17 protein-coding genes are annotated in these 19,795 nt (G+C 61.7%); 10 read left to right on the top strand and 7 right to left on the bottom strand.

Annotation, left to right across the window (positions count from 1 at the left end):
* Positions 1–19 precede the first annotated feature (19 nt).
* From Q9295_RS14470 to pepN, 4 genes are all read left to right on the top strand, one after another.
* A complete protein-coding gene (locus Q9295_RS14470) occupies positions 20–361 on the top strand; it encodes an ArsR/SmtB family transcription factor (protein WP_306681284.1) in 342 nt (113 codons plus the stop codon).
* Positions 358–843, top strand: coding sequence for an SRPBCC family protein (locus Q9295_RS14465; protein WP_306681283.1), 486 nt, complete (start codon positions 358–360; stop codon positions 841–843). The genes Q9295_RS14470 and Q9295_RS14465 overlap by 4 nt, the downstream gene beginning before the upstream one ends.
* Complete coding sequence (locus tag Q9295_RS14460) at positions 840–1,724, top strand: SRPBCC family protein (protein ID WP_306681282.1); 885 nt, start codon at positions 840–842, stop codon at positions 1,722–1,724. Before Q9295_RS14465 ends, Q9295_RS14460 begins: the two co-directional genes overlap by 4 nt.
* A gap of 150 nt (positions 1,725–1,874) precedes the next feature.
* Positions 1,875–4,436 (top strand): aminopeptidase N, encoded by a 2,562-nt coding sequence (gene pepN, locus Q9295_RS14455; protein ID WP_306681281.1) that lies wholly within the window; start codon positions 1,875–1,877, stop codon positions 4,434–4,436.
* A 70-nt stretch (positions 4,437–4,506) separates the two neighbouring features.
* Here pepN and Q9295_RS14450 read toward each other — a convergent pair whose 3' ends face one another.
* Entirely contained in the window at positions 4,507–5,163 is a 657-nt protein-coding gene (locus tag Q9295_RS14450; RefSeq protein WP_306681280.1) for a transglycosylase SLT domain-containing protein, read from the bottom strand.
* A 62-nt stretch (positions 5,164–5,225) separates the two neighbouring features.
* On the opposite strand from Q9295_RS14450, the gene Q9295_RS14445 reads away from it, so the two are divergent.
* The 3 genes from Q9295_RS14445 to Q9295_RS14435 all read left to right on the top strand — a co-directional run bounded on the left by Q9295_RS14445 (position 5,226) and on the right by Q9295_RS14435 (position 8,621).
* Positions 5,226–6,440: a hypothetical protein gene (locus Q9295_RS14445; RefSeq protein WP_306681279.1), complete on the top strand. Its 1,215-nt coding sequence runs from the start codon at positions 5,226–5,228 to the stop codon at positions 6,438–6,440.
* 130 nt (positions 6,441–6,570) lie between these two features.
* Complete coding sequence (gatB, locus tag Q9295_RS14440; RefSeq protein WP_306681278.1) at positions 6,571–8,082, top strand: Asp-tRNA(Asn)/Glu-tRNA(Gln) amidotransferase subunit GatB; 1,512 nt, start codon at positions 6,571–6,573, stop codon at positions 8,080–8,082.
* Between the two features lie 149 nt (positions 8,083–8,231).
* Positions 8,232–8,621, top strand: a complete 390-nt coding sequence (locus Q9295_RS14435) for a DUF4177 domain-containing protein (protein WP_306681277.1) — start codon at positions 8,232–8,234, stop codon at positions 8,619–8,621.
* A 25-nt stretch (positions 8,622–8,646) separates the two neighbouring features.
* Here Q9295_RS14435 and Q9295_RS14430 read toward each other — a convergent pair whose 3' ends face one another.
* The 3 genes from Q9295_RS14430 to Q9295_RS14420 form a co-directional block, all read right to left on the bottom strand.
* Entirely contained in the window at positions 8,647–9,747 is a 1,101-nt protein-coding gene (locus tag Q9295_RS14430; protein WP_306681276.1) for a pyridoxal phosphate-dependent aminotransferase, read from the bottom strand.
* A gap of 272 nt (positions 9,748–10,019) precedes the next feature.
* Positions 10,020–12,953 (bottom strand): valine--tRNA ligase, encoded by a 2,934-nt coding sequence (locus Q9295_RS14425; RefSeq protein WP_306681275.1) that lies wholly within the window; start codon positions 12,951–12,953, stop codon positions 10,020–10,022.
* A gap of 86 nt (positions 12,954–13,039) precedes the next feature.
* Positions 13,040–13,471: an Lrp/AsnC family transcriptional regulator gene (locus tag Q9295_RS14420; RefSeq protein ID WP_306681274.1), complete on the bottom strand. Its 432-nt coding sequence runs from the start codon at positions 13,469–13,471 to the stop codon at positions 13,040–13,042.
* A gap of 214 nt (positions 13,472–13,685) precedes the next feature.
* On the opposite strand from Q9295_RS14420, the gene Q9295_RS14415 reads away from it, so the two are divergent.
* A complete protein-coding gene (locus tag Q9295_RS14415) occupies positions 13,686–14,831 on the top strand; it encodes a type III PLP-dependent enzyme (protein ID WP_306681273.1) in 1,146 nt (381 codons plus the stop codon).
* 161 nt (positions 14,832–14,992) lie between these two features.
* Positions 14,993–16,039 carry a T6SS phospholipase effector Tle1-like catalytic domain-containing protein gene (locus Q9295_RS14410; RefSeq protein WP_306681272.1) on the top strand — a complete coding sequence of 349 codons (1,047 nt, stop codon included), beginning with the start codon at positions 14,993–14,995 and terminating at the stop codon, positions 16,037–16,039.
* A gap of 72 nt (positions 16,040–16,111) precedes the next feature.
* Here Q9295_RS14410 and Q9295_RS14405 read toward each other — a convergent pair whose 3' ends face one another.
* The gene (locus Q9295_RS14405) at positions 16,112–16,828 is read right to left on the bottom strand and encodes a heparan-alpha-glucosaminide N-acetyltransferase (RefSeq protein ID WP_306681271.1); all 717 of its coding nucleotides are present in this window, start codon (positions 16,826–16,828) and stop codon (positions 16,112–16,114) included.
* Between the two features lie 182 nt (positions 16,829–17,010).
* Positions 17,011–17,634, bottom strand: coding sequence for a TetR/AcrR family transcriptional regulator (locus Q9295_RS14400; protein WP_306681270.1), 624 nt, complete (start codon positions 17,632–17,634; stop codon positions 17,011–17,013).
* 402 nt (positions 17,635–18,036) lie between these two features.
* On the opposite strand from Q9295_RS14400, the gene Q9295_RS14395 reads away from it, so the two are divergent.
* A complete protein-coding gene (locus tag Q9295_RS14395) occupies positions 18,037–18,384 on the top strand; it encodes a hypothetical protein (RefSeq protein WP_306681269.1) in 348 nt (115 codons plus the stop codon).
* Between the two features lie 95 nt (positions 18,385–18,479).
* On the opposite strand, the gene Q9295_RS14390 is transcribed toward Q9295_RS14395, so the two are convergent.
* On the bottom strand, positions 18,480–19,769 hold the full coding sequence (locus Q9295_RS14390) for a citrate synthase (RefSeq protein ID WP_306681268.1): 1,290 nt from the start codon (positions 19,767–19,769) through the stop codon (positions 18,480–18,482).
* Positions 19,770–19,795: the final 26 nt, after the last annotated feature.

Genomic DNA, 19,795 nt, shown 5'->3' with positions numbered 1-19,795 from the left:
TCGGCATATGGTTAGCAATATGGCTAAGCATGACGCAGACCTATCTTTAATGTTCCACGCTTTGTCGGACCCGACCCGACGCGCGATCCTGACACGCCTTGCCGAAGGGCCCGCGCCCGTCTCTGAGCTGGCGCGTCCCAGCGGGCTGCGCCTGCCCACGGTGATGCGCCACTTATCTGTGCTGGAAGAGGCTGGGCTGATCGACAGCACCAAGGACGGAAGGGTGCGCTCTTGCGCGATCCGCCCCGAGGCGCTGACCCCGATCCGCAACTGGCTCGATGAGCAAAGGTCGATCTGGGAGGCCCGGCTCGATCGGCTTGATGATTATGTGATGAAATTGATGGAGGAGCGAAAACCATGAACCTGCACGCTTTCGACCTCGACCCGCAAACCGACCTCAGCTTCACCCGCAGCCTTGCGGTGCCACGCGCGCTGATCTGGGAATGCTGGACCGAACCGCGCCACATTCCGCATTTTTTCATCCCCAAGCCACATAAAATCACCGCGGTCGATATCGATCTGTGCGTCGGCGGAAGGTTCAACACCAGCTTTGATGTCGACGGCCATGTGATGGACAATAAGGGGGTCTATCTTGAGGTGGTCCCCGGTGAAAAACTTGTCTTTACCGACAGCTACACCGAAGGCTGGAAGCCCGCGGCTGATCCCTTCATGACCGCCATTCTGCTCTTGCAGGACGGTGCCGATGGCGGCACGACCTATACCGCCATCGCGCGCCATCGCAGCCCTGATGCCCGCGCCAGCCATGAGAAGATGGGTTTTTATGATGGCTGGGGCACGGTGGCGAGCCAGCTTGAAACCTATGCCAAGGGGTTGCAAGGATGACGCCCTTTGCGCAACTCAGCTTTGAGCGCGAGATCGCCGCTCCGGTCGACACTTTGTGGCAAGCCTGGCTGGCGCCCGCCGCCCGCGCAATCTGGTCCGCCCCCACGCCCGAGGTTGAGGTCAGCATCCTTGAGTCAGATCCAAGGGTCGGCGGGCGCGAGATCTCGATCTGCCAAGGCCCCAATCCGCCCGAGATCCGTGTCGAAACCGGCTGGCTGACGCTTGATCCCGAAGCGCGCAGCGTGAATTACGAGGTGATCTCGGCCGAAGGCGTGCCGCAATCGGCGGCCCTGGTGACGGCGGTTTTCTCCCCGACAGTGACGGGCAGCCGGATCCATGTCACCGTGCAGCTCTCCTCTCTGGCTTCGGATATGGCCGCGGGCTACCGGCATGGCTTCAACGGCGGGCTTAACAATCTGCGCGACGTGGCCGAGCGGATGATGCTGATCCGCCGGGTCATCAACGCCCCGAAAGCGGCAGTCTGGGGCGCGTGGCTCGATGAGGCGAGCCTGCCGCGATGGTGGGGGCCGGAGGGTTTTTCCTGCCGCACCAAAAGGATAGATCTGCGGTCGGGCGGCGAATGGGTCTTTGACATGATCGGACCGGATGGGACCGTCTATCCCAATCACCACCGCTATCAAGAGATCATCCCGCAGGACCGGCTCAGCTACACGCTGCTTTGGGGGGAGAACGGCCCCAAACATGCCGATGCTTGGGCGCGTTTTGACGAGACTGCGGGCGCGACGGAAGTCACGCTTGGCATGGTTTTCGCTTCAGCCAAGGAATGCGAAGCGGCCAAAGGATTTGGCGCGGTGGAACTTGGCCTGCAAACCCTCGGCAAGCTCGCCAAGGCGGTGGGTGCGCACCAGCACTCTCCCTAACATCTTCTTTCAGAATAAAAATATCCTCGCCGGAGGCACTTTCCTTTTGCGGCGCTGCACCGAAAGCTGCGCCGCCGCAAAAGCGCTCCCTTGAAGCCCGCGCCCCGCGCCCCTAGGCTTTGCCGCCAGAGCAGCTCCGGGGATCCGACCATGCAAGACGCCGCACCGCAGACCATTTATCTGGCCGATTACCAGCCCTTTGGCTGGACCATCGACAGCGTCGAGCTGACCTTCCGGCTCTTCCCCGAGGCGACCCGCGTCCTTTCTCGCATCCGCTTTGCGCCGAACCCCAAGGCTCCTTCCTCTGGCAAAGATTTTTTCTTGCATGGTGAGTTGCTTAGGCTGATCTCGGCTCGGATTGATGGCCAAGAGATCACGCCCGTGGTCACTCCGACGGGGCTGCGCTGCGCCGTGCCCTCGGGCCCCTTCCTATGGGAGGCCGAGGTCGAGATTGCCCCCGCCGCCAATACTGCGCTTGAGGGGCTTTACATGTCGAACGGCATGTATTGCACGCAATGCGAGGCCGAGGGGTTTCGCAAGATCACCTATTACCCCGACCGCCCCGATGTCATGGCCACCTTCAAGGTGCGCATTGAAGCGGATCTGCCGGTGCTCTTGTCGAACGGCAACCCTTTGGGGCAGGGCGCGGGTTGGGCGGAATGGCAAGACCCTTGGCCAAAGCCGGCCTATCTTTTCGCGCTGGTGGCGGGCGATTTGGTGGCGCACCGCGACAGTTTTACGACCCAATCGGGCCGCAAGGTTGATCTCGCGATCTGGGTGCGACCGGGTGATGAGGATCGTTGCGCCTATGCGATGGACAGCCTCATCCGCTCGATGCGCTGGGATGAAGAGGTTTACGGGCGCGAATATGATTTGGACATTTTCAACATCGTCGCCGTCGATGACTTCAATATGGGCGCGATGGAGAACAAAGGGTTGAACATTTTCAACTCTAAGCTCGTTCTGGCCAGCCCCGAGACCGCCACAGATGACGATTATGCCCGTATCGAAAGCGTGATCGCGCATGAATATTTCCACAATTGGACCGGTAACCGGACCACCTGCCGCGATTGGTTCCAGCTTTGCCTGAAAGAAGGCCTTACGGTCTTCCGCGATCAGCAGTTTTCCGGCGATATGCGCTCGGGCGCGGTGAAGCGGATCGAGGATGTGGCCTTGTTGCGCGCGCGGCAGTTCCGCGAGGATCAGGGGCCATTGGCGCATCCGGTGCGGCCGGAATCCTTTGTTGAGATCAACAATTTCTACACCGCCACCATCTATGAAAAGGGTGCCGAGATCATCGGCATGCTGAAAACCTTGGTGGGGGATGCGGATTATGCCCGTGCTTTAGACCTTTATTTTGATCGCCATGATGGTGAGGCTGCGACGATCGAAGATTGGCTGCGGGTCTTCGAAGATGTGACTGGCCGCGACCTTGCAGCGTTCAAGCGTTGGTATGGGCAGGCCGGGACGCCGCGCCTGAAGGTTGCTGAGACATGGGAGGATGGCACCTACACGCTGCATTTTGAGCAAGAGAACCCCGCGACACCGGGCCAGCCGCATAAAGACGCCAAGGTGATCCCAATCGCTGTGGGGCTTTTGAACCCCAATGGCGATGAGGTGGTGGGCACGACCGTGCTCGAGATGACGCAAGCGGCGCAAAGCTTCCGTTTTGAAGGGCTGGCGACGAAGCCGATCCCCTCGATCCTGCGCGGCTTCTCAGCGCCCGTGGTGCTGCAGCGAACCACGACTTCTGCTGAACAGGCCTTCCTTTTGGCGCATGACACCGACCTTTTCAACCGCTGGGAGGCGGGTCGGGCTTTGGCGAAATCGGCCCTGCTCGCGATGGTGCAAGAAGGGGCGGCTCCAGCGCCACAATGGCTTGAGGCGCTGGCTGGTTTGGCTTTGGATCCTGAGCTTGACCCGGCGTTCCGCGCTTTGGCTCTGCGCCTGCCGGGTGAGGATGAGCTTGCGCAAGCGCTTTACGATGCCGGTGCAACGCCCGACCCAGATCGCATCCAGGCCGCCCGCAGAGAGGCTTCGCAGGCATTGGCGGCGAAGCTGGCCCCGGGACTGCCGGCGCTGATCGCTGCGATGTCGGAGACCGGGGCTTTCTCGGCTGATGCCAAAGCGGCCGGGCGGCGGGCTTTGAAAGCGGCGGCCCTGATGCTGCAAGCGCGGCTTGATGCGGGTCAGGCGGCGACTGCGGGATTTGCCTCGGCCAGCAATATGACCGATCAGGTAGGGGCTTTGTCGGCACTTTTGGCAATTGGCGAAGGACAGGCTGAACTGCAGGCCTTCGAGAAGCGCTGGGGCGGCAATGCTTTGGTGATGGACAAGTGGTTTGCGCTGCAAATCCTTCATGCTGCACCCGAACGCGCGGCCGAGTTGACGGCAGAATTGACCGCGCATCCGGCGTTTGATTGGAAGAACCCCAACCGCTTCCGCAGCGTTCTGGGCTCTCTCGCGGGCAATCACGCGGGCTTCCACCGCGCCGATGGGGCGGGCTACCGCCTTCTGGCGGACTGGCTTTTGAAGATTGACCCGTTGAACCCGCAAACCGCAGCCCGCATGTCCACAGCCTTTGAGACTTGGGGGCGCTATGACGCGAACCGGCAGGGGCATGCTAAGGCGCAGCTCGACCGGATTTTGGCCGCAACCGGGTTAAGCCGTGATTTGAAGGAAATGGCCTCGCGGATGCGCGGCAGCATTTAATTCGCGGGCAGAGCGTCGGGTGAAACCCGGCGCTCCTTACGTCAAGCTACGGGTGAACAAGGAAAAAGCTTTAGCCTTTGGCGCAGTAGGGCTGTTTGGCCGTCCATGCTGCCATTGTCGCCCGTGCATCTGACTTGCGGAACGGGCCCCATTGACGGCCGATGCCACGATTGCCACCGCCAGCGACCAACCCGTCACGGGCGACATCGCGCGAGAAGACCTCGACCGCGCATTCCAAATTCTCGCTGCCGTCTTTCAGGGCCGCAGTTGAGGCTGCATCGCAGCCATTGCCGCGCGCCGTGGCGGGCGAGATTTGCATCAAGCCGATGTAGCGCCCGCCGCCTCCAGAAGCGGCCGGATTGTGGCTGCTTTCCTTTTTCGCCACCGCCGACATCAGCCCAACCCAAAAGGCGCGGCGCTCATTCAGTGTGGCGTTCTTATAGCCGGGGCACCAAGTGTTGATATCGCCCGGCACGCGATTTGCCAGAATATCGTCCTTCTCTGCGACAGCGACGAAGGCTGCGGCGGTCCAGCTTTGCGCCTCGGGGCGGTGATCCCAGCGGGTCGGCACATCGGGTAGGACGGAGTTGCCCGCCTCATTCACGCATCCCGCAAGGCCAAGCGCGATCAGACCGAAAGCGGCCGCACGACGAGCGGTTTTGCCAAGAACGGCAGGCTGCGCGCCCAAAGGCTGTGCAGCATCACGCGAAATCCTTGACCATACCATCTTTCTGCCCCTTTCCGGCGTCACTGCTCCCCCCGAATGATCGACGTCCTTAGGGGAACGGAATGCTGACTACATCGCCTTTCGCGGCCTTGACCACCCGGCTTGCGACGCCTGCGCGGCTTCTTGCCGCCCGATTGGGCAAGGGGCGCATGGGGGAGCAGTCCGGGTCAGCCGCGCAAGATCGGGCAGAGGCAGGCCCGGTGGCGGTGCTTGAGGGGCGTTTGCATGCTGCCATTTTGCCGCAAAGCCCGATGCAAAAACTTTGGCAGGCGCAGGTGGATGAGGCGGCTCTCTTGGCCGAGGCCGGCCAATGGAGGCGGCTTTTCGACAGCTTGCGCCAAGCGGACCGCGACCGGGCGGCGGCGCCCGCAGGGCGGCGGCTCGCTTGTCTGATCAGCGAGGGGGCAAGGGCGGCCTTGGCGAAGCCCTTGGCATGCAAAGATTGGACCGCCGCTCTGGCCGAGCTCGACCGTTTGGTGGCGGTGCAGGCGGCGCATCCCGCCGATCCGATGGCCGCGGCTGTCTTGGCGCTGGCGCATCTGGATTACGGTTGGGCCCGTCGCGCCGCAAATCTTGGTCCGGCGATCCCGCGTGAGGCATGGGCCGCTTTCACCCAGCACACCCGCCTGGCCGAGGCAGTCTTGGACGGCTTTGACCCGATCGAGGAGGATTCCCCGCATCTGGCACGGGCGCGCTACCTTTTGGTGCGGGGCATTGAAGACGGTGATGCGCTTTGCCGCGACTGGTATGAAGATTGGTCCGACCTGGATCCCAGCAATGCCGAGCCGCATGTCGTGCATGCCGAACACTTGCTGCCGCAATGGTTTGGCACCTTTGCCGGGTTTGAGCCGGCCGCCCGCCGCGCCATGAAGCGCACCCAAGATCGCAGCGGTGCGGCTGCCTATGCCTTGTTCCACCGCGCTGCGGCGAAAGTGCTGGGCGAACTGGCTCCGGGTGCCGATATCAAGCTCTATATCAAGGGCTTGCAAGATTACTATGCGGCAACACCGGGCCAGCATCACGCCAACCAAACCGCCGCCGCACTGGCCGCGCTTTTGGCCGATCTGATCGAGATTGGTCCCGAGGCGCATGAGGCGCAGCTGGTCCGCCAAGCGCTGTCAACGCATTTGCGGCAAAATCTGCGCGAAATTCACCTCTCCACATGGGAGCAAGGCGCAATCGGGGTGAGCCAAGCCCTGCGCGAGGTTTTCGGTGCCGAACTGGGGCAAGGCGCGCATCTTTACGCCTCTGAGACCGGCCTGGTCGCCAAAGCGTAACTCCGGGCCCGATTGCAGGGGGGCGGAGGGGCCAGAACCGCCTCTGCCCCCTTGCCCCGCGCGCCGCCTCGCCCTAAACCCGGACCCGACTGGTCTGCGCGGGCGGACCTTACTGCACGAGGGGATGCCCATGCTTGACCTGACCTATACGGCGCCGAAGCCCAAGGTAATTCAGGGTGCCAAACACGATTGGGAACTGGTGATCGGCATGGAGATCCATGCGCAGGTCGCCTCGAACGCCAAACTGTTCTCTGGCGCTTCGACCACCTTCGGCGCCGAGCCGAACTCGAACGTGGCTTTCGTGGATTGCGCGATGCCGGGGATGCTGCCCGTCATCAACGAATATTGCGTTGAGCAAGCCGTGCGTACGGGGCTGGGATTGAAGGCTGAGATCAACCTTTTCTCGGCCTTTGACCGTAAGAACTATTTCTACCCCGACCTGCCGCAAGGCTATCAGATCAGCCAACTTTACCACCCGATCGTGGGCGAGGGCGAAGTGCTGGTCGAATTGTCGCCCGGCGTGGCCCGCCTCGTGCGGATTGAGCGCATCCACCTTGAGCAAGACGCCGGCAAGTCGATCCATGACATCGACCCGAACCTGTCGTTTGTGGATTTCAACCGCACCGGCGTGGCGCTGATGGAGATCGTCAGCCGTCCCGACATTCGCGGCCCCGAAGAAGCCGCCGCTTATGTCACCAAGCTGCGCCAGATCCTGCGCTATCTCGGCACCTGCGACGGCAATATGCAAAACGGCAATATGCGGGCGGACGTCAACGTCTCGATCTGCCGGCCCGGCCAATATGAGAAATTCATCGAAACGGGTGATTTCTCGCATCTGGGCACGCGCTGCGAGATCAAGAACATGAACTCGATGCGCTTCATCATGGCCGCCATCGATTATGAGGCCCGCCGCCAGATTGCCATTGTCGAAGATGGCGGCTCGGTGGTGCAAGAGACCCGGCTCTACGACCCCGATAAGAATGAGACCCGTTCGATGCGGTCGAAGGAAGAAGCGCATGATTACCGCTACTTCCCCGATCCGGACCTCTTGCCCTTGGAGATTGAACAGTCGTGGGTTGACGGCATTGCCGCCTCGATGCCGGAACTGCCGGATGCCAAGAAAGCCCGCTTCATGGGCGATTTCGGCCTGACCGATTACGACGCCTCGGTGCTGACGGCCGAGCTTGATTCGGCGCTTTATTTTGACGAGGTGGCCAAGGGCCGCGACGGCAAGATTGCCGCGAATTGGGTGATTAATGAGCTCTTTGGCCGGCTGAAGAAAGAGGGCCATGAGATCTCGGAAAGCCCGATGTCGGCGGCGCAGCTCGGTGGGATTGTTGAGTTGATCTCGACCGGGGTGATCTCGGGCAAGATCGCCAAGGATCTCTTCGAGATCGTCTGGACCGAAGGCGGCAATCCGGCGGAGATCGTCGAGGCGCGCGGCATGAAGCAAGTGACCGACACCGGCGCGATTGAGGTCGCGGTGGATGAGCTGATCGCCGCCAACCCGGAGCAGGTCGAGAAGGCCCGCGTCAATGCCAAGCTGGTCGGCTGGTTCGTCGGCCAAGTGATGAAGACCACCGGCGGCAAGGCAAGCCCGGCCGTGGTCAATGAGATCGTGGTGAAAAAGCTCGGCCTTTGAAGGGCTTAGAGGGGCGGCCGTGGGCCGCCCTTTTCCTTTGACGACCGATGTGGCGCGATTACGCTGGTCTTGGCAAACGCGTCTTTGGTCATTTGCGACTGCCGGCTCATTGCCGGTATTATATGCCCAGAAGCGGGCAGGAGGTTTGCATGCAGCGCTATGAATATCACATCGTTCCCGCTCCTCGGCGTGGCGAGAAGGCGCGCGGTGTGAAGACCACTGAAGACCGTTTTGCCCTAGCTTTGATGGGCTTGATGAACCGTCTTGGCGCCGAGGGCTGGGAATATGTGCGTGCCGATGCCTTGCCTTGTGATGAGCGCTCGGGCCTGACTGGCACCAAGACCACCTATCAAAATATGCTGGTTTTCCGGCGGGTTATTGAGAGTGCGGTTGCGGTCGCGCCTGTGGTTGCAAGCCCGGTGGCGGTGGCGCCTGTCGTTGACGCCCCAGCGCCTGCTTTGCGTCTGGGGGCGGCGGATGCGCCTGCCGGGGCGGCGCCCTCGCTGGGCGCGGCTAAGCCTGAGCAAGCGGCCGAGTAAGCCGCTTACTTTTCAGGCGTTTAGGTCAGCCTGCGGCTTTTAGCGCCTCGGGCAGAACTTCTGCCACAACATCCATAGCCGCCTCTGGGCCGATGCTGATGCGGATGCAGCGGTCCAATGGGGCCACGCCCGGCATGCGGATGAAAAGGCCGCGGGTCTGGGATTCCCGCAGCACTTTGCGGGCAAAGTCGCCGTCGCGGTGCAGGTCGATGGTGACGAAATTGGTGGCCGAGGTCAGGGCGGTAAGGCCGTTGTCGGCCGCAATCTGGCCCAGACGCGCGCGGCCCGCTGCGACTTGTGCCTTGATTTCGCTCAGATATTCCTGATCCGCAAGGGCGGCCAAAGCGCCGATCTGGCTGATCCTTCCCATACCGAAATGGTCGCGGACCTTGTCGAAGGCAAGGGCCAGTTCGGGGTTGGTGATCGCATAGCCGACGCGGGCGCCGGCCAAGCCGTAGCCTTTGGAGAAGGTGCGGAAGCGGATGACTTGGGGATGATCCGGCGCGATTTGCGGGATCGCATCGGCGGGCGCAAGATCGGCATAGGCCTCATCCAGCACCAGCAAGGCGCCTTCGGGGAGGTTCGCCACAAGCTCTTCGATTGCGGAGGCGGGATGGTGGCTGCCCATCGGATTATCGGGGTTTGCCAAATAGATAAGCCGCGCTTTGTGGCTGCGGGCGGCGCTTAGAAGGCCGTCGATATCCTCATGCACGCCTTTGTAGGGCACGCGGTGCAAAGTGCCGCCGTGGCCAGCGACGTGGAAGTTGAAGGTCGGGTAAGCGCCAAGGCTGGTGACAACATTGACGCCCGGTTCCAGCGTCAGGCGGCAGATCAGGTTAAGGAGCCCATCCACGCCGGGGCCAACGACGATATGCGCCGGGGTGCAGTTGTGGAAAGCTGCAAGAGCTTGTTTCAGATCGTAATTCTCTGGCTCGCCATATTGCCAGACCTCAGCCACCGCTTCTGTCATGGCGGCAATGGCCTTGGGCGAGGGGCCGAAAATGGACTCGTTTGCCCCCAACCGGGCGCGGAAGGGGAAGCCTTGTTGGCGCTCCAAAGTCTCGGGCCCGGTGAAGGGGACGGTGGAGGGCAGGGCGCGGGTGTGGTCGGTCAGAAATTGGCTCATGATTCAGACTATTGGCGCGGGTGGCGCGGCTTCGCAAGGTGGGTTCAGCCGAACGTCGGGGCAATTTTTGGCCGGGGGGGGGAGGCATGAGCCCGGCAATTCAGGGTCTGGAAAGCGTATGGCTTAGGTATGGTTTACGTATGGCTTTCGTCGGGTAAGGCGCGGGGCTTAAAAAGCGGCCCGCACCCAGCCATGAGGCCGCAAAATGAAGCGGGGCGCGACCTTTTCTGGCCGCGCCCCGCGAGAGTCTTAAGAACTGGTGACCGAGAGGATCAACCGAGGTCGGCCAGACGGGCCAGAGCGGCGCGCAGCTTGCCGGCTTCTTCTTCGCGGGCCTCAAGGTTCGACTGCGCCTCGGCCACCACTTCTTCGGGGGCGGATTTGGCGAAGTTCGGGTTGTCGAGCCGGCCCTTCAGCCCGCCGATTTCCTTGGCCAGCTTGTCGATCGACTTTTGCAGACGGGCTTTCTCTTCGGCAATGTCGATCAGCCCTTCGAGGGGCAGCGCGAAGGTCGCGCCATCGACGGCAATCGCGATCGAGCCTTTCGGCGCGCCAGCCTCAGAGAAGCCGTCGATCCGGGCAAGGCGACGGATCAGCGCCTCGTTGCGGCCCCATGCCGCGCGGGCGGCATCGGACATCTGCACCGCGACGAGATCAGCCTTAAGGCCGACCGGCACATGGCATTGCGCGCGGGCCGAGCGGATCTCTTCGATGGTCGCGGTGACAAAGCCCATCTCGGCTTGCGCGGCGGAATCGATGAGGCTTTCCGAAAGCTCCGGCCAGTCGGTGTGGACCAGACGCTTGGCGCGGGTGCCGGTGGTGCCCCACAGCTCTTCGGTGATGAAGGGCATGAAGGGGTGCAGCAGGATCATCGACTGATCCAGCACCCAAGCCATGGTTTGCCGGGTCTCCGCCGCATCCGGCCCGTCGAAGAGCGGTTTGGCAAACTCAACATACCAGTCGCAGACCTTGCCCCAGACGAATTTGTAAAGCGCGTCGGCGGCGGTGTCGAAACGGTAGTCGTTGAGCGCGGCATTGACCTCGGCCAAGGCTTTCACCGTCTCGCCGATGATCCATTTGTTGGCGGTGGCTTGCGGGGTGGGGGCGGCGGATTGCGTCGCGTGACCTTCCCAAACGCCGTTCATCTCGGCAAAGCGGCAGGCGTTCCAGAGCTTGGTGCCGAAGTTGCGATAGCCCGCGATGCGCTGGGTATCGAGCTTCAGCACACCGCCGAGCGAGGCCATGGCGGCATTGGCGAAACGCAAAGCGTCTGCGCCGAATTCGTCAATGATCTCAAGCGGATCGATGACGTTGCCCAAGCTTTTGGACATTTTCTTGCCCTTGGCGTCGCGGACAAGGCCATGCAGATAGACGGTGTGGAAGGGGATTTCTTCCACCACGGCAAGCTGCATCATCATCATCCGGGCGACCCAGAAGAAGAGGATGTCTTGCCCGGTGATCAGCACCGAGGTCGGGTAGTATTTGGCGAGCTCCGGGGTCTTTTCCGGCCAGCCGAGCGTGCCAATCGGCCAAAGGCCCGAGGAGAACCAAGTGTCGAGGACGTCCGGGTCGCGGGTGAGCGCGGTCGTGCCTGCAAGGGCTTGGGCCTCGGCCTCGGTGGGCGCGCAGTAATGGTTGCCTTCGGCGTCATACCAGACCGGGATCTGGTGGCCCCACCAGAGTTGGCGCGAGATGCACCAAGGCTCGATGTTTTCCAGCCAGTGGTAATAGGTTTTCTCGCCCGAAGCTGGGATGATTTTGGTGGTGCCGTTGCGGACGGCTTCGAGCGCCGGGCCGACGATTTGGTCGGTGTCGACGAACCATTGGTCGGTCAGCATCGGCTCGATCACCACTTTCGAGCGGTCGCCGAAGGGCTGCATGATCGGCTTATTCTCGACGTAAGGCACACGCTCGAGATGCTCGGCGTTGGTTTCCTTGTCGATGGTCTTTTTCAACACGGTGACGGCAAGGCCTTCGGCATTGATCGCCTCGACCACGCGTTTGCGGGCCTCGTAGCGGTCAAGGCCGCGCAGCTCGTCCGGGACGAGGTTCAGCGCGTCAACCTCGGCTTCCGAGAGCGTGAGGGGCTGCTCGGCGATGCCGGGGGGGGCGTAGCCTTTGGCGACGAGCCAAGCCCGCGAGGCTTGTTGGGCGATCGCGGCGGCTTCGGCGTAAGGCGCGCCATCGGCCCGCATTTGCGCGCGGGTGTCGAGCAGGCGGTAGCAGGGGATGTTGTTGCGTTTCGCCACGCCGTAGTCGTTGAAATCATGCGCGCCGGTGATCTTCACCGCGCCCGAGCCGAAGGTCGGGTCGGGGTATTCATCGGCGATGATCGGGATCAGGCGGCGGTGCTCTTGCGGGCCAACGGGGATCTCGCAGAGCTTGCCGATGATCGCGGCATAGCGCTCATCCGAGGGGTGGACGGCCACGGCGCCGTCGCCGAGCATGGTCTCGGGCCGGGTGGTGGCGATGGCGATATAGTCACGCTCTTCTTCGAAGGTGACGTTACCGTCGGCGTCTTTCTCGCGGTAGATATAGCTCTCGCCGCCGGCCAGCGGGTATTTGAAATGCCACATATGGCCGGGGTTTTCGATATTCTCGACCTCAAGGTCGGAAATCGCGGTCTCGAAATGCGGATCCCAGTTCACCAGCCTTTTGCCGCGGTAGATGAGGCCCTTGTTATACATATCCACGAAGACTTTGATCACGGCGTCGTGGAAGTTGCCTTCCTCGCCTGCCGGAGCGCCGGGGGCGCCGGACATGGTGAAGGCTTCGCGCGACCAATCGGCCGAGGCGCCAAGGCGTTGCAGCTGGCCGATGATGGTGCCGCGGGATTTTTGCTTTTGCTGCCAGACGCGGGAAAGGAAGGCCTCGCGCCCCATTTCACGGCGGGTGGGTTCACCCTTGGCGGCCATCTCGCGCTCGGTCACCATCTGGGTGGCGATGCCGGCATGGTCGGTGCCGGGCTGCCAAAGCGTGTCATCGCCCTGCATCCGGTGCCAGCGGGTCAGGATGTCTTGCAGCGTGTTGTTGAAGGCATGGCCCATATGCAGGCTGCCGGTCACATTCGGCGGCGGGATCATCACCGAGAAGGACGGGCGTCCGGGCTTGGCATTGGCCCCGGCGGCAAAGGCGTTCTCGTCAAGCCAGAGCTTGGAGATCCGAGCCTCGGCTTCGGCGGGGTTGAAGTTCTTTTCCATCGGCATCGGAGGTTTCCCTTTGGGCTTTGCAGGGGGTTTAGCCTTTGCCAATGGGATGGGCAATATTGCCAAGGCTTATTGGCAGGGATGGGTCACACCGCGCGGTCGATCTTGGTTGAGAGATGGATCAGGCTTTCGCTGGAGCGCACGCCGGTCATCGCGCCGATCTGGTCCAAGACTTGGTCCAAGACTTGGGTATTGGGGCAGGCGACTTGCAACAAAAGGTCGAAGCGGCCGGAGGTGGTGAAGACCCGCTCTACCTCGCTGACGGCCTTCAGTCGGGTGAGGATTGCCGCTTGGGTGCGCGGCTCAACGGTCAGGAGGACCGAGGCCCTGAGCCGCCCCTCGCGCGCGCCTTCGCCGAGTTTCAGCGTATAGCCGGCGATGACGCCATTGGTCTCAAGCCGCTCAAGCCGCGCCTGAATGGTCGAGCGCGCCACCTTCAGCCGGCGCGACAAAGTGGCCACAGAGATCCGTGCATCGGCCCCGAGCAGGGCGATCAGGTTGCGATCAAGCTCATCCATACAAAATGTCCGTTCTTTTCGTCATTATAACGAAGATTCACTGCAAATATATAGTTTTCATCGGTGAAGATGTCACCCATATCGCGCATTCTACGTGCAGGAAAAGGGCGGCTCATACGCACCTGGCCTGGTTTATCGAAAACCACGCTGGTGCCCGGCCCCGCAACTGCACGGGATTGGGACTATGCGTCTTATTGGCAAGGGAAATACGCCGATGGGACTGTCGAAAACGATTTGGACGAATCCGACCGAAATGCTGCGCAATGTGCAGCCGGAAAACCCGGTTTTGTTCTTTGCACCTTCGGTGGTGCAGGCCAATGCGCGCCGGTTCATTGACGGTTTTCCGGGTCTGGTCACCTATGCGGTGAAGTCCAACCCCGGTGAGGAGATGATCGAGAACCTCGCCGCTGCGGGCGTGCGCGGCTATGATTGCGCCTCGAGCTTCGAGATCGATCTGATCCGTCGTCTCGCCCCCGATGCCGCGATCCATTACCACAACCCGGTGCGCTCGCGCACCGAGATCGCCCATGCGGTCGCGAAGGGTGTCACCAGCTATTCGGTCGATTCGAAATCCGAGTTGCAAAAGCTGATTGACCTCGTGCCAGCCGAAGGCACCGAGATCTCGGTGCGCTTCAAACTGCCGGTGGCGGGTGCGGCCTATAACTTTGGCGCCAAGTTTGGTGCGACCACCGAGCTGGCGGTTGAGCTTCTGAAAATGGTGGCGGCGGCGGGCTTTGTGCCCTCGATCACCTTCCACCCCGGCACGCAATGCACCGATCCGCAGGCCTGGGCCTCGTATATCCGCGAAGCGGCGGTGATCGCGCGCGACGCTGGGATCACCATTGCGCGGCTGAACGTCGGCGGCGGCTTCCCGAGCCACCGTTTGGAAGCGGTCCAGCCCGAGCTGGAAGCAATTTTCGAAACGATCGACCAAGTTGCGACCGAGGCTTTTGGCGAGAACCGCCCGATGCTGGTCTGCGAGCCGGGCCGGGCGATGTGCGGCGATGCTTTCACTTTGGCCGCCCGCGTCAAATCGATCCGCGACGGCCAGCATGTGTTCTTGAACGACGGCGTTTACGGCACTTTGAACGAGCTGCCGCAGATCGGCGTCATTGACCGCACCCAAGTGATCAGCCCCGAAGGGGTTGAGCGCACGGGCAAATCGCAAGAGCGCATCGTCTTCGGCCCGACCTGCGATTCGATCGACCGGCTGCCCGGCGAGATGGCTTTCCCTGCCGATATGGAAGAGGGCGACTATCTGATCTGGCACGGCATGGGCTCTTATTCGGTGGTCACCAACAGCCGCTTCAACGGCTTTGGTGAGCTGACCATGGCCACGGTGCTTAGCCTGAAGGTCTAAGCCGGGCTTACGGGGAACTTTGCGCGGCCCGGCTGGACATTCTCCGCCGGGCCGTTAGCATTTCAGCATTAATGCTTTCGACACCGCAGGGCGGCATCCTTGTCCTTCGGCCCCAGCTGAGGGAGGGGAGCACGTCCTTCTTTGATCGCATAAAGCGCTGGATGCGCCCGGTCCCGCTTTCGGAGACCGAGCTGTCGCTGCCCATGGGGCGGGGGGCGGTGCGGGGGCGTGTGGATCATATCATCCTGCTCGACGGCACGTTTTCCTCGCTGCGCGAGGGGGAGATGTCCAATGTTGGGCTGACATGGCAGCTTTTGGCCGAAGGCGGCCCGCGGCCCGGACGCACGCTTTATTACGAAGAGGGCATCCAATGGCAGGGCTGGCGGCGCGGCATGGATGTGGTCAATGGCATCGGGCTTGAGGGCCAGATCCGCCGCGCCTATGGCCATCTGGCCAGCCATTACCGCGACGGCGATCGGATCTATCTTTTCGGCTATTCGCGCGGCGCCTTTGCGGTGCGCAGCCTTGCGGGCGTGATCGACCGCATCGGGCTTTTGCGCCAAGACGCCGCGACCGAGCGCAATGTGACCTTGGCTTGGCGGCACTACCGCAATGGCCCCGAAACCCCCGCAGCGCGTGCCTTCGCGCATAACCTCTGTCACCCTTTGGCCCCGATCGAGATGTTGGGCGTCTGGGACACCGTCAAAGCCCTTGGCCTGCGCCTGCCGCTTTTGTGGATGCTCACCAATACCGAGCATGAGTTTCACAACCATCAGCTGGGCGCCGTTGTCCGGCACGGGTTCCACGCCCTGGCCTTGGACGAAACCCGCGCGGTGTTTGAGCCTTTGCTCTGGCATTGCCCGCCCGATTGGACCGGCCATATCGAGCAGGTGTGGTTTCGCGGCGCGCATGGCGATATCGGTGGCCAGCTTGGCACCTTCACCCAAGCGCGGCCGCTCTCAAACATCCCCCTCGTCTGGATGCTTTCGCGGGCCGAGGCCTGTGGTCTCAGCCTGCCGCAGGGCTGGCGTGCGCGCTTTCCTTGCGATCCGCATGCGCCGATGGTCGGCACTTGGCGGCTTTTCGGCAAATGGTTCTTGATGCGCCGCCGCCGCCAACTCGGCCGTGACCCAAGCGAGCGGATCCATGAAAGCGTGCCACAACAGGACCGCGCCCGCTGGCCGACGATGGGCCAACCCGCCGAATAGGCCCTTATCTCATTTTCTGTCTTAAAATATCCTCCGGGGGTGCGGGGGTGGAAAACCCCCGCCCGGCAGCCGCTAGCGCAAAGCCCAGAAGTAAAGATTGAACGCCCCGATCAGCAAAGGCTGATGCAGCAGATAGATCGCCAATGTGTGCCGCCCCGGCCAAGCCAAAGCCCGTGTCAGCGGCGTTGAGGGCGCTTTGAACCATGGCCAAAGCCCAAAATGGCTGATCGCCTTGCCCGCGGCAACCCCGGCCAGCAAAGGCGCAAGCCACGGGAAAAGCGGCAAGAAATCGGCCGTGGCAGGCTTGTAGCTGCCAAGCCCGGTCCAGATCAGCCAATGGTCGAAAAGAGGTGATTGCACGACATAGGGCAGGGCGAAGACCATGATTGCCAAGAGCGCCGTCAGCAAAGCCGGCAGGCGCAGTGCCGCAAGGCCGATCAGCGAAGAGACGGCGATCGAATGCAGGATGCCGTAAAACACGGTCAGCTGCGGCATGGCGATATAGGTGGCAAGGCTCACCGCCGCCGCCCCGGCCGCGATCTTGGCAAAGCGTTTCCAAAAGGCGGGCCAGCGGATCGCGGCACCATGCGCAAGCCAAAGCGACAGCCCGGCCAGAAAGATGAAGCTGCCGGCGGTCAGTCTTGCATGCCACCAGAAAAAGCCGGTGACCGAGGTGTAGCGGGGGATAAGCCCAAAGAGATCAAGGTCATAGGTGAAGTGATAGGCGACCATCGACAAAAGCGCCGCGCTGCGAATGAGATCAAGCCCGATCAGCCTTTGCCCCTGCATAAACCGTCTCTCCTACGCAAAACTCAAAGCTTACCACCGTCGCCGATCCTGCGCAGGCAGCGGCGGGGTGCAAGGGGAAAAGCTGCTTTGGGAGGGGGGAGAGGAGGGATATTCCGTGGCCGTTGGGGGCAGTTGATCTGCCGGCGCTGGGTCCAATGGGCTCCTCTGATCTTCGCGCCGCTTTAGGGATGGGGTGGTTCGGTGAGCGCGCAACCGATCAGTCTTGCAAGGTGATGCCGCCGCGCAGCTTCGTCACCGCTGACCCGCTGCATCGAGGTCCAGACCGCAAAGTCGGTGAGCGCATAGACCAGCTCAAGCGTCGTTTGGGATGTGACCGCAGGGGTGACAGCCTTGCGGACCAGCGCCTGAATGCCGGTCTCGACGGCAAGCAGAAACTGATCTAGCTCGGGGAAATGCTCACGATCCGCATAGGCCTTGCCAAGCCGAAGGCTGCCGCGCGCGTAAAAATCGTAAACTTCATCGACCAGTCGCTTCAGCCGATCTTCTCGCCGATCTAGGCCAGAAAACAGCTCTTCGGCCTGATCGGGCGTCGGCGGGGCCATTTCTTCCCAAACGTGGGTGCCGCAGGCCGTGACCAGAGAGCCCATGTTTGGAAAATGCCGGTAGACCGTTGCAGCGCCAATCCCGGCGCGTTTGGCGACATCAACGAAAGAAGTTGCGGTCACGCCCTTTTCGTCATGCAGCTGCATGGTTGCGGCAATGATCCGGGCGCGGGTCTCATCCTGCGTTTTTGCGCGTTCTGTCATCCGATAGAGGCGACGATTTTTCTGACTCTGATCATTCATGGCGATCTGATTCCGCGAAAACTGGCCTCCACCAATATGTCTGATCTGCCCCCGGCTGTCCATCTTGGATCGCGCCCTTCGGTGTTGGCCCCTTTGACGGGGGAAGGGCGCGGCGATCCCGGCCCTGTCAGGATGGCGACTTGAGGTGCCATTGCGCTGGGCTTCTTGGCCATTAAAGCGGCCAGCACAATCTTCTTATTGACGGAATAAATATTCCGTGGAATGTTTGTTCCGTGGAATCACTCTCTGTGGTCCTGCGGATCTCTTGAGGGGATGAACGCGCCGCACTGCTTTTAAATCGTACCGACGATCCCGACGAACGCTGCACAAAGCGGTTGAGGGCCTGACATGAAAATCAACGTTTAGATGACCAGCAAAAAGGGAATGACGATGAAAATGAAAATGTTTGCATCCGTTTATGCGATTGCACTGATGGCCGGCTCTGCATCTTTTGCATCGGCTAAGAGCGCCTCGGATTTTGTTCCGACCTTTGCCCAGTACCAAGTGGGGGATTGCCTCGCCGCTCCGGTCGCGCAGATGCCGCTTGCGGGCTGTGGCACCGAGGCCATCGAGAACACCAAGAAGAAAGCCGTCAAACAGGCCAATAAGGCCAAGAAGCCCGCCAAACAGGCCAACAGGGCCAAGAAAGCGGTCAAGCTTGGCAGCTTGGATGCGCCGGCTGAGGCTTGGGACGGCATCATCCGCCCGGAGGTCGCCCGCGGAGCGGCCGCTAAAAAGGGCAAGCTCTAATCCTGACCGATCCGGGGGGAGGGGGATGCGATGCGTCGCCCTGCAAAACCAAAAGGGCGGCCCTAGGGCCGCCCTTTCAAGCTCTTAGCGCGCGCTTAGCGGCTGCGCAGATCGACGTAGTCGCGCTGGCCGGGGCCAACATAAAGCTGACGCGGGCGGCCGATCTTTTGGTTTTTCTCGGCGATCATCTCTTTCCACTGCGAGATCCAGCCGACGGTGCGCGAGATCGCGAAGATCGGGGTGAACATCGAGGTCGGGAAGCCCATCGCCTCGAGGATGATGCCCGAGTAGAAGTCGACGTTGGGGTAGAGCTTTTTCGAGACGAAATATTCGTCCTCCAGCGCGATGCGCTCCAGCTCTTTGGCGACTTTCAGGGTCTCGTTGTTGTGGATGCCCAGAAGTTCAAGCACCTCATCCGCCGATTCCTTCATCACTTTGGCGCGGGGGTCAAAGTTCTTATAGACCCGGTGGCCGAAGCCCATCAGGCGGAAGGGATCGTTCTTGTCCTTGGCGCGGGCGATGAACTCGGGGATGCGGTCGACGGTGCCAATCTCGCGCAGCATCTCAAGGCAGGCTTGGTTGGCACCGCCATGAGCGGGGCCCCAGAGGCAAGCGATGCCTGCGGCGATGCAAGCGAAGGGGTTGGCGCCCGAGGAACCCGCCAGACGCACGGTCGAGGTCGAGGCGTTTTGCTCGTGATCGGCGTGGAGCATCATGATGCGGTCCATCGCCTTTTCAAGGATCGGATTGACCACATAATCTTCGGCCGGGACGGCGAAGCACATGTTGAGGAAGTTGCCCGCATAAGAGAGCGCGTTCTTCGGGTAAACGAAGGGCTGACCGATCGAGTATTTATAGGCCATTGCGGCGATGGTCGGCAGTTTTGCAACCATGCGGATGGCGGCGACTTCGCGTTGCCATTCGTCATTGATGTCGGTGGAATCGTGGTAGAAGGCGGCCATTGCGCCGACCACACCCACCATCGTCGCCATCGGATGCGCATCGCGGCGGAAGCCTCGGAAGAAATAGTGCATCTGCTCATGCACCATCGTGTGGCGCGTCACCCGGTCGGTGAAATCCGCGAGCTGAGCCGAGGTCGGCAGCTCTCCGTAGAGAAGGAGATAGCAGACCTCGAGATGGGTCGATTTTTCCGCAAGCTGCTCAATCGGATAGCCGCGATAGAGGAGTTCCCCTTTGTCGCCATCGATATAGGTGATGGCGCTTTCGCAAGCCGCGGTCGAGGTGAAGCCCGGATCGAAAGTGAAGACATCCGCTTCGCCGTAAAGCTTACGGATGTCCAGCACATCGGGTCCGAGGGTTGGGCTGAGGACGGGGAGGTTAAACTCCTTGTCATCCAACCTCAAAGTGGCTTTGCGATCCGTCATCCTAAGTCCCCCTAAAGGCCGTCCGC

The organism is Pseudogemmobacter lacusdianii, from assembly GCF_030848395.1.
Lineage (GTDB): Bacteria > Pseudomonadota > Alphaproteobacteria > Rhodobacterales > Rhodobacteraceae > Pseudogemmobacter > Pseudogemmobacter lacusdianii.
The sequence above is the reverse complement of the archived record's forward strand: the minus strand, read 5'-3'. Positions and strand labels throughout refer to the sequence as shown.